9 protein-coding genes are annotated in these 19,179 nt (G+C 45.9%); 2 read left to right on the top strand and 7 right to left on the bottom strand.

Annotated elements, in window-relative coordinates; translation table 11 throughout:
* Nucleotides 1-172 precede the first annotated feature (172 nt).
* Both QUA90_RS16220 and QUA90_RS16215 read right to left on the bottom strand, forming a co-directional pair.
* Nucleotides 173-289 (bottom strand): photosystem II reaction center protein I, encoded by a 117-nt coding sequence (locus QUA90_RS16220; protein ID WP_106151135.1) that lies wholly within the window; start codon nucleotides 287-289, stop codon nucleotides 173-175.
* Between the two features lie 78 nt (nucleotides 290-367).
* Entirely contained in the window at nucleotides 368-2,332 is a 1,965-nt protein-coding gene (locus tag QUA90_RS16215) for a hypothetical protein (RefSeq protein ID WP_333446514.1), read from the bottom strand.
* Nucleotides 2,333-2,514: 182 nt separating this feature from the next.
* On the opposite strand from QUA90_RS16215, the gene QUA90_RS16210 reads away from it, so the two are divergent.
* The gene (locus QUA90_RS16210; RefSeq protein ID WP_333446512.1) at nucleotides 2,515-6,228 is read left to right on the top strand and encodes an alpha-mannosidase; all 3,714 of its coding nucleotides are present in this window, start codon (nucleotides 2,515-2,517) and stop codon (nucleotides 6,226-6,228) included.
* A 110-nt stretch (nucleotides 6,229-6,338) separates the two neighbouring features.
* Here the strand turns inward: QUA90_RS16210 and QUA90_RS16205 are convergent, their stop codons facing one another.
* The 4 genes from QUA90_RS16205 to QUA90_RS16190 form a co-directional block, all read right to left on the bottom strand.
* Entirely contained in the window at nucleotides 6,339-7,262 is a 924-nt protein-coding gene (locus tag QUA90_RS16205) for a phosphoribosyltransferase (protein ID WP_333446510.1), read from the bottom strand.
* 268 nt (nucleotides 7,263-7,530) lie between these two features.
* A complete protein-coding gene (locus QUA90_RS16200) occupies nucleotides 7,531-8,718 on the bottom strand; it encodes an anion transporter (RefSeq protein ID WP_333446508.1) in 1,188 nt (395 codons plus the stop codon).
* Nucleotides 8,719-8,898: 180 nt separating this feature from the next.
* Complete coding sequence (locus QUA90_RS16195; RefSeq protein WP_333383119.1) at nucleotides 8,899-9,489, bottom strand: cytochrome b; 591 nt, start codon at nucleotides 9,487-9,489, stop codon at nucleotides 8,899-8,901.
* Between the two features lie 128 nt (nucleotides 9,490-9,617).
* Nucleotides 9,618-9,830 (bottom strand): hypothetical protein, encoded by a 213-nt coding sequence (locus tag QUA90_RS16190; RefSeq protein WP_333383122.1) that lies wholly within the window; start codon nucleotides 9,828-9,830, stop codon nucleotides 9,618-9,620.
* A 296-nt stretch (nucleotides 9,831-10,126) separates the two neighbouring features.
* On the opposite strand from QUA90_RS16190, the gene QUA90_RS16185 reads away from it, so the two are divergent.
* Entirely contained in the window at nucleotides 10,127-14,080 is a 3,954-nt protein-coding gene (locus QUA90_RS16185; protein ID WP_333446506.1) for a PAS domain S-box protein, read from the top strand.
* A gap of 77 nt (nucleotides 14,081-14,157) precedes the next feature.
* Here the strand turns inward: QUA90_RS16185 and QUA90_RS16180 are convergent, their stop codons facing one another.
* Nucleotides 14,158-19,068, bottom strand: a complete 4,911-nt coding sequence (locus QUA90_RS16180; RefSeq protein ID WP_333383128.1) for a choice-of-anchor Y domain-containing protein — start codon at nucleotides 19,066-19,068, stop codon at nucleotides 14,158-14,160.
* Nucleotides 19,069-19,179: the final 111 nt, after the last annotated feature.

Genomic DNA, 19,179 nt, shown 5'->3' with positions numbered 1-19,179 from the left:
TCCCCGTGGCTTTGGTGCGCCGGAATAGGGCTGCTTTCAGAAGTTGCTTTCGCCACAAGATAACCTCGCTGGCGGTGCGAGGTCAAGTTTTGTCCGACTAATTTTTGCGGGTTTGTCGGCTGTTGCAGGGGCTGCGGTGGCGCGCCCCTACTCTGCGGGCGAGATAACTTGTTTATTCCATGTCTCTGCGGTTGGGGTTCCGGGCTGGGTCATTGGACAAAAATCCAAATACAAACAGGGAAACAAAAAATAGGACAACTACATTAACTACGATTTTGAGGGTTAGCACTGTGGGAGTCTCCAAAGATGGCATAATACTGAGCTGATTTGCTGCTGTTGCCGCAACTTTTTTATCATAAGCTAAAGATTAGTCAATTTTATCTTTGCTTTTGAGGATTTTGGGCAAGTTGATTTTTGCCCAATTCCAGAGTTGCTCGGCGATGTTTTCTAGCCGCAGCATAACTCGATCGAGCCATTCGAGCACTTGTTCTAGGGGGTGCTTAATGTATCCCATCGATTCTGCTTTTGTTTCTAAGTAGTCGTCTTCTGCTGGGACGCCTGCGCTGGGATTTTTGGCTTCTGCTGTGGGGGGGGTTGCGGCGGTGTATCTGCTAGTTTGGGCGGTGATTGCTGGAGAGTGGTTGTTTTGTCGGGTGTTCGGGTTTGTGTTTTTTGGCACTTCGGTTTCCTGTGCACGCCCTGGGGTTGATTCTGCTGCGAGTGCAGAGCTATTTTTGTGAGTAACTGCTAAATCAGATAAATTAGATGCTGTTTGGGGTTGACTTGTTGGGCTTTTTGTTAGCAAGCTCTGTTTTAGCTGCCCCAGCAGGCGGTGAAGTGCTTCGGGGTATGGGGATATTGAGACTGCGGTCGATCGACCTTCTGACAATTCTCCTAATTCTGCAATTTCTTGCTTGACTTTTGGACTGCTTTGTGATAATAGGGGCGCGGAACTTTCCTCTATTAAATGCTGCGGTGCTGGTTCCCCAAATAAGTCTTGCCAATTCAGCCACGGTCGATCGACCTCTTGGCTTATTTGCCTGTTTTCTTGTTCTTGTCGCTGTTTCAAATAATACTGAATAGCGACGGATTTCTCCGTATTATCGCTGGCAGCCGTTTCTTTGCCTAGGAGGTGGTCTACTGACGACCAAATCACTTGTTCGATGTTTCGAGCGTATTTTTCGAGGATGTCGCGGGCGGACAAATCTAAATTGGTTTCGGTGCCCGATGTGTCAATTTTGACTCCGGGGTTTTCTGTGGGTGCGGGGGTTGTTTTTACCGAGGGGGGGAGGGTAAATTCTTCGAGGTTGACGGCGGCGCGATCGAGTAATGTAACAAAGGAGAGAGGACTAGGGGGTCGATCGAACTTTCTGTTAAAATTAGTTTCTAGTTTTGGGGTATTGTGGTCGATCGAATTCGATGCCGCAATTGACTGCTGTGCGGTTTTTGATTCAATCTGGGCGCGGGCTTTTTGGACTAGGATGGCATTGCGGTCGATCGATTTTTTAACTGCGAGGATTGATTCTCCAAACTGATTTCTTTTGAGAGCAACCGGGCTCGTCTGAAGCCATGCCATCAATTCCCAAAAACGACGCATCGGCGGCAACTGCGCTTTTTTGGCAGCCGACTCCAAACCGAGATTAAATTTTAATTCTTTTTGGGTAATTTCCCGCCGTTCGGGCCCACAGTTTGCTACTTCCCAAGTTATGCGACCTTCGAGCAGTTCTTGCTGTTCGGGTGTCAAAATATCTAATATCTGATTTTCTTTTCCGACTAATACTAAAGTGCGGGCTGGGATAAAACTGGCGATTCCCTCAACTTTTGGTTGCGGTTTTAATTCAGTTTTAGCAAGCGGATGTTCTAATACGGAAGTGGTTTGATGCTTTGTGATTTGTCCCTTAAGAGTGATTGCCGGAGGTAAATCGCTAGCAGTATTTCCCTGATTAATTAACAGCGGGAAGCTGGCTAAAGTTTTCGCGGTTTGCGACGAGGTTAGTAAATTTTCGGCTAGGTGCAAAATTTCCGCGATCGAACTTTCCTCGGAAACTTCCCCCTGATACCAATTTTGTGGCAAATCGGGGTTTTCGTCGCCGCCAAATTCTTGCAGTTCCGGTAAATCTACTTTGTGACTTGATTCCCGCAACTGTCGGCCCAGCATTCGGGAACTTTGCACAAGCAAATAAGCTGGATAAAGCAGAATTTGGGTAGCCGTGAGAGTTGTTTCTTTAATTTGACGCCAAGTTCGATCGCAATTGTCAGCGATTTGGCGGGACTGTTTCGATATAAAATTTAATAGTCGGCTTTGGTAGGGGCCGTAGTAACCGTTGGACATAAGTTTTATTCTTGAATTCAGATTTTTGATTCGCGCCGGAATTGCTGAATATTGCTGTAAAATCAAAGCGAGATCTTAATCGCAGCTTCAAACCCTCTGAAACCTTTATTTCTTCGCGTCCTTTGCGTCGGGGCGGTTCAATCCGATTTTTGATTAATACACAATTCCTAGTTTAGCTAAATATGAGCGCTTCTGTGTCACCTGCTAGCAACAATATTTCTGCCACTGTCGAGAAGTTGCGCCGCCTCAGCCAAGTGGAGGTTCAGTCTGGTTGGAGGTACTGCGATTCTGACTCTGCTGTCTCTTCAGTAAATATTTGTAACAAGCCGATTGCCGAACTTAACGGCAAAGGACATATTGCTTGGCCGTCGGGGAAGCAAGTTTTGTATTTGGGTCAGCAAGTTGTAATTCCTGACAATTTGCACGGCTATCCTGTCGTTGGTTTGCGGTTGCTACTGGGCTTGACTTGGTGGGCGGAAGATGCTCAAATTTTTGTCAACGGCGAGTTAGTCGGACAGGGAGATTTATTTGATTTTGCCGATCGAGTTTTGTTGAGTTCGTCGGCCAATCCCGGAGATGAATTTTTAGTAATTTTGCGGTTGGTAAGTCCGGGTCACGATAACGGTGCTTTAGTGCGATCGATTTGTTTGTACGAAGCTGCGGACTCTTCTTGTTTCGATCCGGGTTTTGTGGCTGCCGAATTAGAGATTTTGCAAAATTCGCTAAGTCGAAATTTAGAAAATGTAAATTCCCAATACCTCTCCACTGAAACAATAGCAAGTCGCCCACTGTTTGTCAAGGGGGAAACGCTGAAATCTGAGATTGATTTGGCGATGGATTTGATTGATTGGTCGGCGGTGGGCGATCGCGAAAAGTTCGATCGCTCGCTGTCTGTTTTGCGGCACAATTTACTGGGATATCTGCGGGCTTTTTCTGGGGGTTTAGATGAGGGAACCGCAGAGGCCACAGAGGGCGCAGAGGGAGGAAGAAGAGAGGAAGTTTCTCAGGTTGGAGAAAATAGCAATTCTACATCTATATATATAGGAGAAAGCGGTGAACTGACATCTTTTTCTGGGGATTTAGATCGGGGAACCGCAGAGGCCGCAGAGTCCGCAGAGGGAGGAATAAGGGAGGATGTTTTTGAGGTTGGAGAAAATAGCAATTCTACATCTATATATATAGGAGAAAGTGGTGAGCTGACATCTATATATACAAGTAAAATCTATTTGGTCGGTCACGCTCATTTAGACTTAGCATGGCTGTGGCCTGTCCCGGAAACTTGGGAAGCGGCAAAGCGAACTTTTGAGTCGGTATTGAAATTGCAATCCGAGTTTCCCGATTTAATTTTCTGCCATTCAACTCCCGCACTTTATGCTTGGATGGAAGAACATCGCCCGGACTTATTTGTTGCGATTAAAAAACAGGTGGCGGCGGGTTGTTGGGAAGTTGTCGGCGGGATGTGGGTAGAACCGGATTTAAACTTGATTTCCGCTGAATCAATGGTGCGGCAAGTTTTTTACGGACAGCGTTACGCAAAAGAAAAATTTGGGGAATTGATGCGGGTGGCTTGGCTACCGGATACTTTCGGTTTTGGGTGGCAATTACCTCAGATTTTGCAACAAGGTGGAGTTGAATATTTTGTGACGCAAAAGTTGCGTTGGAATGATACAACGGAATTTCCCCACGGTGCGTTTTGGTGGGAAGGGTTGGACGGTACTAAAATATTTAGTATGATGTCTCCTCCAATTGGTGAAGGCATAGAATCTGTGAAAATGGCAAGTTATGCTTTTGACTGGCAAGCTAAAACTAATTTGCAAGATGCTCTTTGGTTGCCTGGGGTTGGCGACCACGGCGGTGGCCCGACTCGTGATATGTTGGAGGTGGCGAAACGCTGGAAAATGTCGCCTTTTTTCCCGAAGTTGGAGTTTGCGAAAGCGGTTGATTATTTGTCTTTGATTGAGAGTCAGTTTTTGCCGGAAGTTGTGGGAACTAAATCCGAAAGTTATGTTCCCGAATCCGAGAACCAGGAGAATTTACAGGCGCGAGAATTGTCAAAGTTGTCGGCTATTTCGGATGCAAATCCTCCCATCTCACAAATCAAAACTATTCCGCGCACTCTCCCCATTTGGAAAGACGAACTTTACTTAGAATTCCACCGGGGTTGCTACACGACTCGCGCAGACCAAAAACGCCAAAACCGCCGCTGCGAAGAATTGCTCTACCAAACGGAGTTGTTGTCTTCGCTGGCCACTATTTGTACTGGTGCGGTTTATCCGAAATCTGAGTTAGAATCAGCTTGGAAACAAATTTTGTTTAACCAATTTCACGATATTTTGCCCGGTTCTGCGCTCGCCCAAGTCTACGCCGATGCTAATATAGCCTTTGCCGAGGTCGATCGCACTTGTCGCGAAATCCTGCTAAAATCTTTGGATGCAATCTCGGCTCAAATTTCTCTGCCGAATCCTCCGCAGCCCGACGCTCAACCGATTTTGATTTTCAATACTCTCAATTGGTCGCGCTCTGAGGTTGTCGCCGTACCGCTTCCCGATTCTGTTGATTCAGCTTGGCAAATTTACGATTTTTCCCGACGGCGATTGGCTTCACAGATTGTCAAGGGCGATCGACCGCAATCGCAATCTACACTGTTATTCTGGGCAAATAATCTCCCCGCCGTTGGCTACCAGGTGTTTTGGCTGTGTCGTGAAGAGCCTCAAACTGTGGATAATGCGTCCGCGAGTCCAGAAACCGAAAAAAAGACAGAGTTATCAAAACTTACATACGGTATAGCACAAAAAAACACAGCTAGTCAAGAAACGCCTTTTGCAGCCGCACAAATGGTTTTAGAAAATGAATTTATTCGGGCAACAGTAGACGGCAAAACTGGGAATTTATCCAGCATTTGGGATAAACTAAATAACCGAGAAGTCCTGAATGCAGCAGGCGGAAATCAACTGCAAGCATTTCAAGACAGCGGCCAATATTGGGATGCTTGGAACATAGACCCAAATTATGAAAAACATCAACTAGCAGCGCCGATACTCAAAGATATTTCTTGGATAGCACAGGGAGAAATACGGCAGAGTTTGCGAGTAGTCCGACAAATTGGTCAATCGGAGTTTTGCCAAGATTATATAGTAGAAATAGGTTCGCCTCTGCTGAAAATCAAAACTGTTGCAGATTGGCAAGAAACTCACGTTTTAGTAAAAGCAGCCTTTGGGTTAAATGTAGAAGCAGATTTTGCAACTTGCGAAATTCCCGGCGGTGCGATCGCTCGCACAACCAAGCCGCAAACACCCGCCGAAAAAGCCAAATGGGAAGTGCCGATTTTGCGCTGGACTGATATCAGCAATGACGGTTTTGGAGTCAGTTTGCTCAATGATTGCAAATACGGTTGCGACCTTCAACCGAATCGCATTCGGCTGACTTTGCTTCGGGGTTCGACTTGGCCGGATGAACACGCAGATGTAGGAGTTTCCGAATTTACTTGTGCAGTCTATACCCACGGTGGAAATTGGCAACAGGCCGGCACAGTTAGGCGCGGCTACGAGTTGAATTTACCACTGCTAGTAAAGGTGTTACCACAGTTGGGAGAAAATCGAAACAAGAATTTACCCCCAATTGGCAAGTTTTTGGATTTGTCGGCGGACAATTTAGTTTTGATGGCTTTCAAACAGTCGGAAGACGATTCTAATGTGTGGATTTTGCGGTGTTGCGAATCCGAGGGGAAAGAGGCTGTGTTAAAATTCAATAGTGATTTGGGATTAGAGATTGTAGAGCCAGTAGATTTGTTAGAACGACCTGCCAATTTGTCTGAAAAGCTGCCCGAAGGAGGAGGATTTAAGATAGAACCCTGGAAAATCGCGAGTTTTGCAGTTGTGCGCCAAACAGAGACCTAAAGACTTTATACCAAATCCGGGTTTCTTACCCCCTTTATCTCTTAGTCTGCCTTACTGCCGACTTTGTCCGTGTGGACGCGGTTTCAACCGCCGAGTCATAACAGGGATATCTAACCCCGGATTGGTATAAAACATAATTCGAGGTGACTATAATGCGCGCCTCTTTGTATTTGATCGCCAGCATACTCTACCTCATCTTTTATTTGTTTTCGTAGGTCTTCAGCTTCTTCACAAATACAAAATTGAGACTGTTCTGCATCCCTGCAAATTTTTTCGTGTTCCTCAATTTCCCAGTTGTCTATAGCATCGCCAGCATACTCTACCTCATCTTTTATTTGTTTTCGTAGGTCTTCAGCTTCTTCACAAATACAAAAGTGAGACTGTTCTGCATCCCTGCAAATTTTTTCGTGTTCATCAATTTCCCAGTTGTCTATAGCATAGAAACAGCCACTAGCATCCCTACCCATTTTTTCGTAAACTGAATCATCAAAATCATAATATGTGACTGTTTTTCCGAGAGCTACACATTTCACTTTACTAGCACCTGCTTTCAGAAGTAACTCTTTGCCTGCGCGTAAAGAATTACCAGTCGTTGATACATCATCGAGCAAAAGAACATTTTTATTTTGAATCAATTCTAAATTGATTACTTTCATTGATTGAAAATGAATGTCGAGTTCCCGATTGCCTCCTGTAGATAATCGATCGATGTTTTTAACTCGTATTAAGCAAAGAGTTGCGTCAGTGATTTTTTCTGGGAGAGATTTAGCTAATTTTTGGGCTACTAGATGGATACCCGATACTTGATTACCTGACGAATGTGAAGGAACTACAGCAATGGCAAAGCTCTCATCCATCTTTAAATGCTTTTTTAGCTCCTCAAACCAGAAATCAATACTTGTTTTTTCTTTGTTTTTCAATTCAAGTATTTTTTCACTAAAGTAATCAAAACAATCATTCTCTTCGCCTTGCCACTTAAGAGGATGATAGTTCCTTAAATAATAGATATCTTTAGAATCGCTGAAGATTATCATATCTCATGACTTGGTGATATTGTTTTTGCACATTATAGCATACGGAATCGGAGGATAAAGGGGTTTTATTTCCCGGATTTTGTATTATACCGAAATCTGCGATAGGCTATAAACCTACATCTTTTTCTCTCATTTATTCTCTTCTCATCTCCCCTCTGCGCCCTCTGCGCTCTCTGCGGTTCATGGAAAACAAATCCAGTTTGCACAGCTAAAAGCCCAAAACTAAAATTTAATTGTACGAGCCTGATAGGGCAATGATTATCCTCTTTTAGTACAGCCAAAAATAAGCTATTGCCAAAGTAAAGAAAGTCAGCGGCAGCCCGAACCGCAAATGTTCCTTAAAAGTCAGCCGATCGCCTGATTGTCCTACGACTTCAGCTACAATTAAATTAGCCACAGAACCCAACAAAGTTAAATTCCCTGCCAGGGTAGAAGCCGCTGCCAACAACAGCCAAGCTTGCGTATCTGTTTTGACAATCACCGATTGCAGAACCAACACTGCCGGTACGTTAGAAATTAAGTTAGAAAGAATTACGGTAACTCCCAACAAACTCAGCGGTGTATTAGTCAAATTAGTTAAATTGTCCAACAAACCCAGTTGTTGAGTGGCTTTAGTCACCACAAACAATCCTGCAAACATTACTAGCAAATTCCAATCGACGCCTTGCAAAATGCGATCGGACTTGACGCGCCTAGTAATTAACAATATACTGGCAGCTATCCAGGCAGATTCTGCTAAAGGTGCACCCGCTAAAAAAGCTACTAAAAGTGCTGCTGTCACCCACAAACTTTTTGCTAGCAAAGGCTTGAACAATCGATACCTGACTTGAGTAACCTGCGGCAAAGATTTGCAAGAACGCAATTCTGGATAAAGCAACCACAGCCAAGCTACTTGAACCAGCAAACAAATTAAAGCTACTGGTGCGAGAGACCGGGCAAATTCCAAATAACTAATTCCCGAAAAAGAACCGACGAGAATATTTTGCGGGTTGCCACTCACAGTCGCCACTGAACCTAAATTAGTACCTCCGGCTAAAGCTAAAAGATAAGGGATAGGATTGAGAGACAAAGAGCGAGTCAGACTCAGCGTTAAAGGGGCCAGCAAAATAGCAGTAGTGTCGTTAAGAAAAAATGCCGATAAAATGCCGCTGCCAAAAGTAACTGCCACCATAATGCCGAAAGGAGAACGAGTAAAGCGAGTTAAAAACTCCAAAGCGAGTTGAAAAAAACCCGATGCTCCCAAAGCCGAATTAACGACCATCATTCCCAGCAAAAAAACGATCGTATTTGGGTCGATCGCCTCCCAAGCAGTTTTGAGGTTAAGTATTCCCAAAGCCACCGCAAAACCTGACCCGACAATTGCAATCGCCGCCCGGTTCATCCGCAGCCCCGGCAAATATCCCAAACCGAATCCCAAGTAGGTCAGTCCCAATACTAGGTATTTGAGTGTTATCATATATACTTAAAATCCTTGATTGCCGCTTTTTTCCATTGTCTGGGATGCTAAAAGTACAGACCGGGTAATTGCAGCTAAACCTGCTGGCATTGCAACTAGCGCTAAATATCGCCGTGGAAAATAGCCAGTTTTGCAGTAAATTTATCAATACCAATTTAGATATAGTACCTCATCGCAACTTTATCCAACCTTTTGAGACTTTGCGAACTTAGTGCGAACAAAATTTTCCAACCTGCGCCAATTAGCCCTCACAACTTTCTTCTGATCTAAAATATGCAAAATCGCGAATGCTAAAAACGTGTACCCTAGCCAAAAATGCAAACTCCTTCCCACCTCAACCATTGCGGAATTCTGCGGAAACATATCCGGCAAAAGAATCCCGAAAAATTTCACATTGTTACTTTTGTAAGAGTTAGAAAGTAAGAAACCAGCAACCGGAACTAGCCACATAAAAACGTACAAAGTTGCGTGCAGAGCAAAATTTTTGTACCATTCCTTCGTAAACTTTGGCAGGCGTTTAGTATATTTTTTCCACCATACCCGCAGCAGAGTTAAAATCCGCCAAGTCAGTAAAGCCATTGTCAGCACTCCTACGGATTTGTGAAAATCGTAAAGGGGGCCTCGAATAAACAATTCTCCTGGCAATTGAGCCATAGAAGTACCGGTAATAAACAGCACTAAATAGCAAGCTGACATTACCCAGTGTAAAGACATCAATTGTTTGAACGCAGAATTAAGTCTGGGTTTCGCAGCGGGTTTTACGGTACTCACTCTTTCTTACCTCCTTAGCGTTTGCTGCACAAGATTAAGTATAAACTATAGGACTAAAGCCCGTGGTCGATTGTGCCTTATAAGATTTACTTAACTTAATTATTACAAATATTTATTAAACAGTCTAATTAACTATATTCACGATCGTCATTCCCAACACAAAACATCGTACTTGGGTCGATCGCCTCCCAAGCAGTTTTCAGGTCGAGTATCCCTAAAGCCACCACAAAAGCTGACCCGATAATTGCAACCGCCGCCCGGTTCATCCGCCGCCCCGGCAAATATCCCAAACCGAATCCGAAGTAGGTCAGTCCCAATACTAGGTATTTGAGTGTTATCATATATACTTAAAACTATTGATTGCCGATTTTTTTTATTGTCTAGGATGCTAAAAGTACAGACTGGGTAATTGCAGCTAAACCTGCTGGTATTGCAACTAGCGGGAAATATCGCCGGCAGAGGGTCTACCAACTACAAACAAACACAGTGGTTGCATTGGGAAGCGAAAATCAGGGTGCTGGACAAGTGGTATTTTTGTTACAAATTGTAACTTTTTTCAAACAACAGGTTTAATTTAGTTTCACAAAAAAGTTAAATTCCAGAAAGTAAAATTAATTACAGTCGAGTTAAGCTAAAAGTGTTTGCTAAAAAAAGTAATTCAAGCAACCCCGAAACCAACTATTCTCACTTGATCGACACCGACGGCGACTTCGCGACAGCAAAACTTTCGTGTAGCCAACAAGTCGAACAAGATTGGTATGGAACTCTCTACGAGAATTTTCCGGGCATTTACTTCGTTCTAGATGCTTTGGGAAGAGTTTTTTCGCTAAATGAATTCGGCACGTCTCGCCTCGCCTACAAATCGCAGGAATTAATTTGTCATTCAATTTTTAACATATTTTACTGCCAAGAGCAAGGGAAAATGCAGGCAGAATTTGCCGGATTGGCCCAGCCGGAAAACGGTACGCCAACTCCAAAAATTGCCTGTTGGGAAGGCTGCTTGACTTGCAAAGACGGCAAGATTATTAGGGTAAAAGCAACAGCGCGACCAATGCCGGCGGTAGATTGGAAAATAGATGAAAATACCAAGGGTCGCTCACTTGCCAATTTCCAACGACCGGCTGTACTGTTAGTTTGCGAAGAAATTAAGGCCACTTCGCAGTCACCCATGCCGCCCAACCAGAGAGGAAATTGGCGCAGTCCAACTTTGGCGATCGCAAAATTAGCCAAAAGTCAACTTAAAGAACGCCACAATATAGAAGACTTCATCCGCGAAGTAACAGAAACCGCTGTCAGTATTGTCAACTGCGATCGAGCTAGTATTTGGCTGTATGGCGAAGACAAAACGCAGCTTCACTGTATCGACCTTTACGAACAAAATACTAAACTCCATTCCGTACAAATCATCATCACAGCATCCGACTGTCCGGCATATTTTCAAGCTTTAAAATCTGCAAGTGTGATCGCTACTGTGGCAGCAGAAAATGACCCCAGAACACGAGAACTTGTCGGCCTTTATTTGCTCGATCAGGCAACGACCTCCCTGTTAAACGTACCGATTATGCTAGCAGGTCAAAGGTTGGGAATAGTCAGCGCCGAACGCCAGGGTTCCGACGGTGATTGGACGGAAGAAGAACACGAATTTACCCAAATATTAGCAGATTTTGTATCCTCAAGTTTGTCAGCTAGCGAAAAGTTAAAATTAGAAGCAATGCGGCACGAACAGCAGCAAAACTTGCTGACCCAATACTACGATCAACTAGAAGAAAGAGTAGAAAGACGCACTGCTGAACTCAAAAAAGCTAATCAAAAACTGCAAAAAGAAATAATTAAAAGAAAACAAGCAGAAGCAGAACTACGCCTGCAGCAACAAGAACAGCAAATTATTTTTGATTCCGTGCCGGCGATGATTTGGCTCAAAGATACCGAAAGTCGCCTGCTGCGAATTAATCAAGCCGCCGCTGCATCAAGAGGTTTGCCCGCAGCTCAATTAGAAGGTAAATCTTTTTATGAAATCTATCCAGACGAAGCAGAGCAATATTATTTAGAAGATTTGGAAGTAATCAATTCCGGCATTCCCAAGCAGGGGCAAGTCGAACTGCTACCAACAGTTTCGGGTCAAAAATGCTGGGTGCGGACAGATAAAATACCTTACCGTGATGAAACAGGTAAAGTCGCTGGTGTAATCGTGTTTGCAGTAGATATTACTGATTTAATTAAAGTCGAAAGAGAACTGCGAGAATATCGCGATCGCCTCGCACAAAAAGTCGAAAAACGTACTGCTATGTACAGGCAAGCCATGACCGCTTTGTACTCGGCAAATACGCAATTGCAACAGTTAATTAACAACAGCTATTCCTCGGGCGAAAATGGCAGCAGTTACTCAGCAGCGCGCTTGCTCGAATGCGAAGCTTATTTTGAAGCAGTTGCCGTGGCTGACCGCGACACAATTTTGAGCGTCAGCAGTAATTTTGCCCAACTTTTCGGTTACGAACCGGCGGAAATGGTGGGAATGAGCTTGCTGGAACTACTGTCGCCGAAATCATACAAACAGGCGCCGCAAATGATTTCAGCAGCCAGCAATACAGTCTGTGAAACTATTTTTCTTAAGCGAGATGGAACTGCTTTTCCTGCTGACGTTCGCAGCAAATTCGTATTTTGGGAAGGTCGTTTAGTACAGGTGAAAGCAGTCCGAGACCTCACGGAACGCAAATTGACCGCTGCAGAATTAGAGCGATCGCGCTCTTTGCTGCACGCTACCTTAGAAGCAACGGCAGACGGCATTCTCGCCGTTACTACCGCCGGAGAAATGATTAGTTATAACGAAAAGTTAGTTCAAATGTGGGGGATTTATGAAGAAGTTAGAAACTCAATGGATAGAACGGTGCGGCTGGCATTTCTCACTAAGCAAGTGAAAGATCCGAGGGCTTTTTTGCAGAGAGTTAAAGAATTTTATAGTGATGCGGAGTCGGAAGGTTGCGATATTCTAGAATTTAAAGACGGCCGCACTTTTGAGCGCTACACGCAGCCAATTAGAGTCGGACAAAATATTATTGGCAGGGTGTGGCGCTTCCGCGATATTACCTCTCGCGAAAAAGTGACGGCAATGTTGGGAGATTCTCAAAGGCGCTTTCGGGCAATTTTTGATTCTTCTTTCCAATTTGTGAGCTTATTGAAACCGGACGGTACTCTGCTGGAAGCTAACCAAACTTCTCTAGATTTTGCGGGAATTAAGCTACGGGATGTGGCTAATAAACCGTTTTGGCTATTGCCTTGGTGGGGAGATTCTGAGGAAGTTCAGGAACAGTTGCAGGAGGCGATTTCTCGATCGGCACAAGGTGAATTTGTCCGCTATGAAGTGGAAGTTCAAGGTGTAAATCGGACGGCAATTGTTGATTTTTCTCTCAAACCTGTCGCGGATGAAACTGGCAAAATAGTATTGTTGCTGCCGGAAGGTCGGGACATTACTAAAAGTAAGCAAGCCCAAGTCGCGCTGCGGCAACAAATAGAACGGGAACGCCTGATCGGGCAGATTCAATCGCGCATTCGTTCTTCTCTGGATCTCCAAGATATTCTCAACACTACAGTAGCGGAAGTGCGGGAGTTTTTGGCAACCGATCGCGTGCTGATTTTCCGCTTCCGACCAGACTGGAACGGAGATGTGGTGGTGGAGTCGGTTGCAGAAGGATGGATGCCACTCAAAGGGATGGGAATTGACGATTGCTGTTTTGCCAATACTTACATCGGACAGTATTTAAAGGGCCGCATTCGCGCCATAGAGGATATTCATGCTTCTAATTTGAGCGAGTGTCACCTGAATTTTTTGGAGACTTGTCAGGTGAAGGCAAATTTGGTGGTGCCGATTGTCCAGCAGGGAATAGAACCTAGGGAAGGGAACGGTTCTTGTCAAGTGCCGAAGTTGTGGGGTTTGCTGATTGCCCACCACTGTTCGGCACCCCGCCAGTGGCAGCAGTTTGATGTGGATTTGCTGAGTCAGTTGGGTACTCAAGTTGCGATCGCGATCGAACAATCTTTACTTTACCAGCAGCTAGCTGCGGCCAACCAGCGGTTGGACGGGTTGGCGAATTTGGACAGTCTGACTCAACTAGCTAACCGCCGCCGTTTTGACGAGGTGATCAACCGAGAATGGGAGCAGTCGAGCTCTTCGGAACCGCTATCTTTGATTCTGTGCGACATTGACTGTTTTAAACTTTACAACGACAATTACGGCCACCAAGCCGGGGATGCTTGTTTGCAGCAAGTGGCGCGGGCGATCGGGGATGCTTGCACAAAGGCACCCGCAGAACGCCTCTATTTGGCTGCTAGGTACGGCGGCGAGGAATTTGGGGTAATTTTGCCAAATACGGATGTCGTCGCTGCACAGGCGGTTGCGGAGGCAATCCGCAGCCGCGTCAAAGCATTGGCCATTCCCCACATCAAGTCTGTTGTCAGTGATTGTGTGACTCTCAGCTTGGGAGTGGCGGGCGTTTCGCAAAGTCAAAACTCCCCGAAAATGTTGATTGAAGCGGCGGATAAGGCACTGTATCGAGCTAAGTCTGGCGGGCGCGATCGAGTGGCTATTAATGAGTAGTTGTTACTTGTTACTTGTTACTTGTTGGTGAGTAGTTATTTGTTTCCCCTAACTCATAACCAACAAATAACCAATAACTAAAGTAAAGTGATATCGCTAAGTGCGATCGCACTAGCTTCCACTCCTACCAACAGAACCAACCGTTCCCCATTTGCTTTACTAATTAAAGAGCCTTCTGGAATTTGAGTTATTGCCAAATTTCCAATAGTTCCGCCTTTATATTGTAGCACATCCAGCCCTTTCGTGAAATCATAAATAATATCAAATCCGCCGTTACTTTCTAACACAAATGTGTCATTTCCTAGACCCCCAATTATAGTATCATCCCCCAAACCGGAGATTAAAATATCATCGCCCAAACCGCCAGTGAGAGTGTCACTACCAGCCCCGCCAAAGATAGTATCATTTTCCTCGCAGCCATCCAGCAAATCGTTACTTTGATTCCCACTTAAAAAATCCTTGCCAGCACCTCCGCAGATAGTATCGCTGCCCGAATTGCCGTAGAGAAGATCATTGCCTTTGCCACCCAACACAATATCATTACCTTTGCCACCAAATGCAGAATCATTACCTTTACCGCCGTCGATAAAATCAGCACCTTCATTGCCAAAAATTAAGTCGTTTTCTTCCTTGCCATTTATGGAATCATTGCCACGATTGCCAAAAATAATATCTTCACCTTCACCACCAAAAATGATGTCATTATTCTTTCCTCCAAAAAGGATATCATCTCCCTTGTTCCCGTCAATAAAATCATTGCCTCGGTTCCCGTAAAGGATATCGTTTCCTTCACCGCCATAGAGGTTATCGTCGCCTAAATCCCCATCGAAAAGGTTCTGATTTGGACTGCCGTAAAAAGCATCATTTCCTGCAGTGCCAAACTGAATTTCACCGCTACCATTGCTGTTGATAATATTGTCAACTTGATTGGGTTGGTTGAAATTGGGCTGCGGAATAGTATCGCAAATGCAATCGCTTTCAGTGGGCGTTGGCGTAGGCGTTCCGGCTGGGGTCGGCGTCGGAGTTGGTGTTCCCGTTGGAGTTGGAGTCGGTGTTCCCGTCGGAGTCGGAGTTTCCGTTGGAGTTGGAGTCGGTGTTCCCGTCGGAGTCGGAGTTTCCGTTGGCGTCGGAGTCGGAGTCGGTGTTCCCGTCGGAGTCGGAGTTTCCGTTGGCGTCGGAGTCGGAGTCGGTGTTCCCGTGGGAGTCGGAGTCGGAGTTGGTGTTCCAGTTGGCGTTGGAGTAGGTGTTCCCGTGGGAGTCGGAGTCGGGGTTCCCGTTGGCGTTGGAGTCGGAGTTCCCGTTGGCGTTGGAGTCGGAGTTCCCGTTGGCGTTGGAGTCGGAGTCGGAGTTTCCGTTGGAGTCGGAGTCGGAGTTTCCGTTGGCGTTGGAGTCGGAGTCGGAGTCGGAGTTTCCGTTTCCGTTGGAGTTTCCGTTTCCGTTGGAGTCGGAGTCGGAGTTGGTGTTCCGGTTGGAGTCGGAGTCGGAGTTTCCGTTGGAGTCGGAGTCGGAGTTTCCGTTTCCGTTGGAGTCTGAGTTTCCGTTGGAGTCGGAGTCGGAGTCGGAGTTTCCGTTTCCGTTGGAGTCGGAGTCGGAGTTTCCGTTTCCGTTGGAGTCGGAGTGGGAGTCGGAGTGGGAGTCGGAGTTTCCGTTGGTGTGGGAGTTGGTGTGGGAGTGGGAGTCGGAGTTTCCGTTGGTGTGGGAGTTGGTGTGGGAGTCGGGGTGGGAGTTGGCGCGGTAATATTAACGCTGAAAGTTCCTAAAATCGTAGGATTTACAGGATTCCCAGCAGTATCTTGAATTTGATTACCTTGCAGATTAATACTGTAAGTTGGATTATTATCTGCAATATCCCAACTTCCCCCAGGCGGAGTAAATGAATAAGTAGCTGTCCGCGTCAAGCCATTCGTATTAGTATCAATACTGACAAAGTTAACAGGAATACCACCGCCCGACCAATTGATTAAAAAGTCAGAACTGTCTAGAGTTGTAACATCGATCGCGCTATCATCGTTAAAAGTAACAGTAAAATCTTGAGTGGTTCCCCCCGCGACCGTAATATCAGCAATAGTTGTCGGATTTACAGTTGGGGCAATGCCATTTATTACTATTGCCTTATTTTGACCCAAGGAATTAGCAGCAGCCGGATTCGGCAAAGTCAAGACAGCATCACCATTAGTCAAATTCCTAATACTACCGCCGTTGAGAGATAAGGCAGTTGCGGAGGTATAATCTAAGTCGAGACTGCTATTGCCTGCTGTGACTGTGTAATTAAATGTCAGAGTATTGCTGCCGCTGCCACTGGCATAATTAATCACAGTACCTGCACCGCCTGTGGCTAAGGTAAGCTGCGGCGTACCCGTAACAGTAACTGGTTGACTGAATGTGACGGTAATGGGAATTACTGCACCGATGCCGTAACTTCCATCTGCCTGATCTGATGTGATATTAGTAATAGCAGCTAAAGGACTAACTGTAATGCTGGCTGTTTCGCTGGCTGTACTAAAAGGACTAGAAACGCCATTATTTTCTAAGTCCCCTGTCACATCTGCCGTGCCGCCGTTAGTGCCGGTAATTCTATCCCAAGCATTGAAAGTAATGCCGTTAGTAACTGTTCCGGTGTAGTTGCTATTGGGAACGAAGCGGAGGCGAGTTGTCGCGTCTGCTGCTAACAACAGGGCAGTTGCAGCGGTAGGAACAGTAGTAATATTGTTCCAATTTGTGCCGTCTGTCGTATACTGCCAAGTGCCATTTGTAGTATCTAAATTTGTGAGAGCGATGCCTCTCGGACGAAGGGAAATGGCGTCGTTTGGGTCGGTGATGCTGCTGCCGATAATAGCAGATATTAATGTGCCGCTGTTGTTGGTTTCGTTTACATTAATCGCTGTTAAATTAGGCGTGCCCGAGTTGTCTAAGACTGGGGAATTGTTGACGAGGACGCTGACTTGTGATGTTGAGGTACTGTAACCGTCGGTAGTTGTGTAGGAGAAGGTGTCGAGGCCGTTGAAAGTGGGCTTAGGAGTGTAGACAATGCTGCGTTTGGGGTCGATCGCGATCGCAAAGACTGTACTATCGGCATTGGGGTTAAAAGCAGGATCTGCTGTGCCATTGGTGCTGTTCAACCGGGCAATATAGTTGCGCGGTTGCCCGCCGATACTGGTGAATGGGCCACCTACTACTGGGTTGTTATTAGCATCAAGTGCGATCGCTATGACTCTATTATTCGCATTGGGATTAAAAGTAGGATCTGCCAACCCAGTGCTGCTGTTCAACCGGGCAATAGAATTGCGTGGCTGCCCGCCGATATTGGTGAAAAGGCCCCCTACTACTTGGTTGCCGTTAGCATCGATCGCGATCTCATCGATCACGCTCCCAGCGATACTATTATTCGCGTTGGGGTTGAAAGTAGGATCTGCCAACCCAGTGCTGCTGTTCAACCGGGCAATATTGTTACGGGGTTGCCCGTCGATATTGGTAAAAGTGCCCCCGACTACTGGATTGTTATTAGCATCGATCGCGATCGCGAGGACACTATTATTCGCATTTGGGTTGAAAGTAGGATCTGCCAACCCAGTGCTGCTGTTCAACCGGGCAATATAATTGCGAGGCTGCCCGCCGCCGATATTGGTGAATTCGCCCCCTACTACTGGGTTGCCGTTAGCATCGAACCCGATCTCCCTGACATAATAATTAGCGTTGGGGTTGAAGGTAGGATCTGCCGTGCCGTTGCTACTGTTGAGTCGAGCAATATAGTTGCGCGGCTGCTCGCCGATATTGGTGAAAAAGCCACCTATTACTGGGTTGCCGTTAGTATCGAACGCGATCTCTCTGACACTATTATTCGCATTGGGGTTAAAAGTAGGATCTGCCGTGCCGTCGCTGCTGTTCAACCGGGCAATATAGTTGCGCGGCTGCCCGCCGATATTGGTGAATTCGCCCCCTACTACTGGGTTCCCATTAGCATCGATCGCGATCGCCCAGATCCAACTATTCGCATTGGGATTAAAAGTAGGATCTGCCGTGCCGTCGCTGCCGTACAATCGGGCAATATAATTGCGTGGCTGCCCGCCGATATTCGTGAAATTTCCTCCTGCATAAATCCAGTCATCAACAGTAACAGTGCCGCCTGTTGGTTGAGTAACACTCTGCACTCTCAGTGCTTTTGTGCCGCCCGTATCGTTGGTCAGGACTTGAATTTTAATATTAGGAGTGCCGACAGTTGTTACCGCATTGTCTGGAGTAGCAACAGGCAAGTCATTAACAGCTATCCTGCCCAAGCGAAATGTAGCGCTTCCCTGGTCAGTATTGTCCCCAAAAAATAGGAAACTCGGCAATGTGTAAGGATTGAAAGGTAAAGGAGGAAAAGTTTGATTGGGGTTAAACTGAATTGGACGCAGCGGCCCTGTTAGGATTGGGGCGGCGGAATTATTAGCAAAAAGCTGGTAAGTAGTGCCTTGTACTTTCAGGACATAATTGTTATTAGCAGCGGTATTAAAATTAACTGTTTCAGACTCTTGAAAATTTGCTGACTGACCGAATATTCTGCCATTTTTAAAACCCAATTCTAAACCGTTCAAGCCGTCGCTGCTAATAGCTGTGACACTAAAACCCGCGCGGTTGGGGTTGCTAGTTTCTGTGGGAATTGCTGCATTAAAAGATATCGTATAACCAGCGGTGCGGTCTAATGTGGAGGTGGTGAAAGGCGGCAGTATCGCTGGTGTCGGAGTAAGTAGCGATTGCGGATCGTAATTGTTGTAACCCGCATAGCCAGCATTGCTATTAGGAGTGTAGATGGTACGAGTATTGATACCCGTCGAGTTTGGCGTAAACGCACCCGTAGCCAGAGAAGCAGGGGGGAAAGGGGCGGGAAGTGCCGTACCGGGCGGGGCTATTTGTCCGTAAGCAAGGGCGGTGGCGTTGGGCGTCCCTATGCCGGGGGGCGTTCCTGCTGGAAGGTTGGTAATCGCGTCGTAGAGGGTAAGATTGGGCATGATGTACCTAAAGGTAGATGATTTTGCTGAGTTTTATAATGTGAAAGCCTAGCAAATTTACTGATGAGTGTCATCGTTTTTCTACCTCCTGTCAAAAAATTTACGCAACTT

Source organism: Microcoleus sp. D3_18_C4, assembly GCF_036702355.1.
Lineage (GTDB): Bacteria > Cyanobacteriota > Cyanobacteriia > Cyanobacteriales > Microcoleaceae > Microcoleus.
Note: the sequence above shows the minus strand (reverse complement) of the source record. Positions and strands in the feature narration are given on the sequence as shown.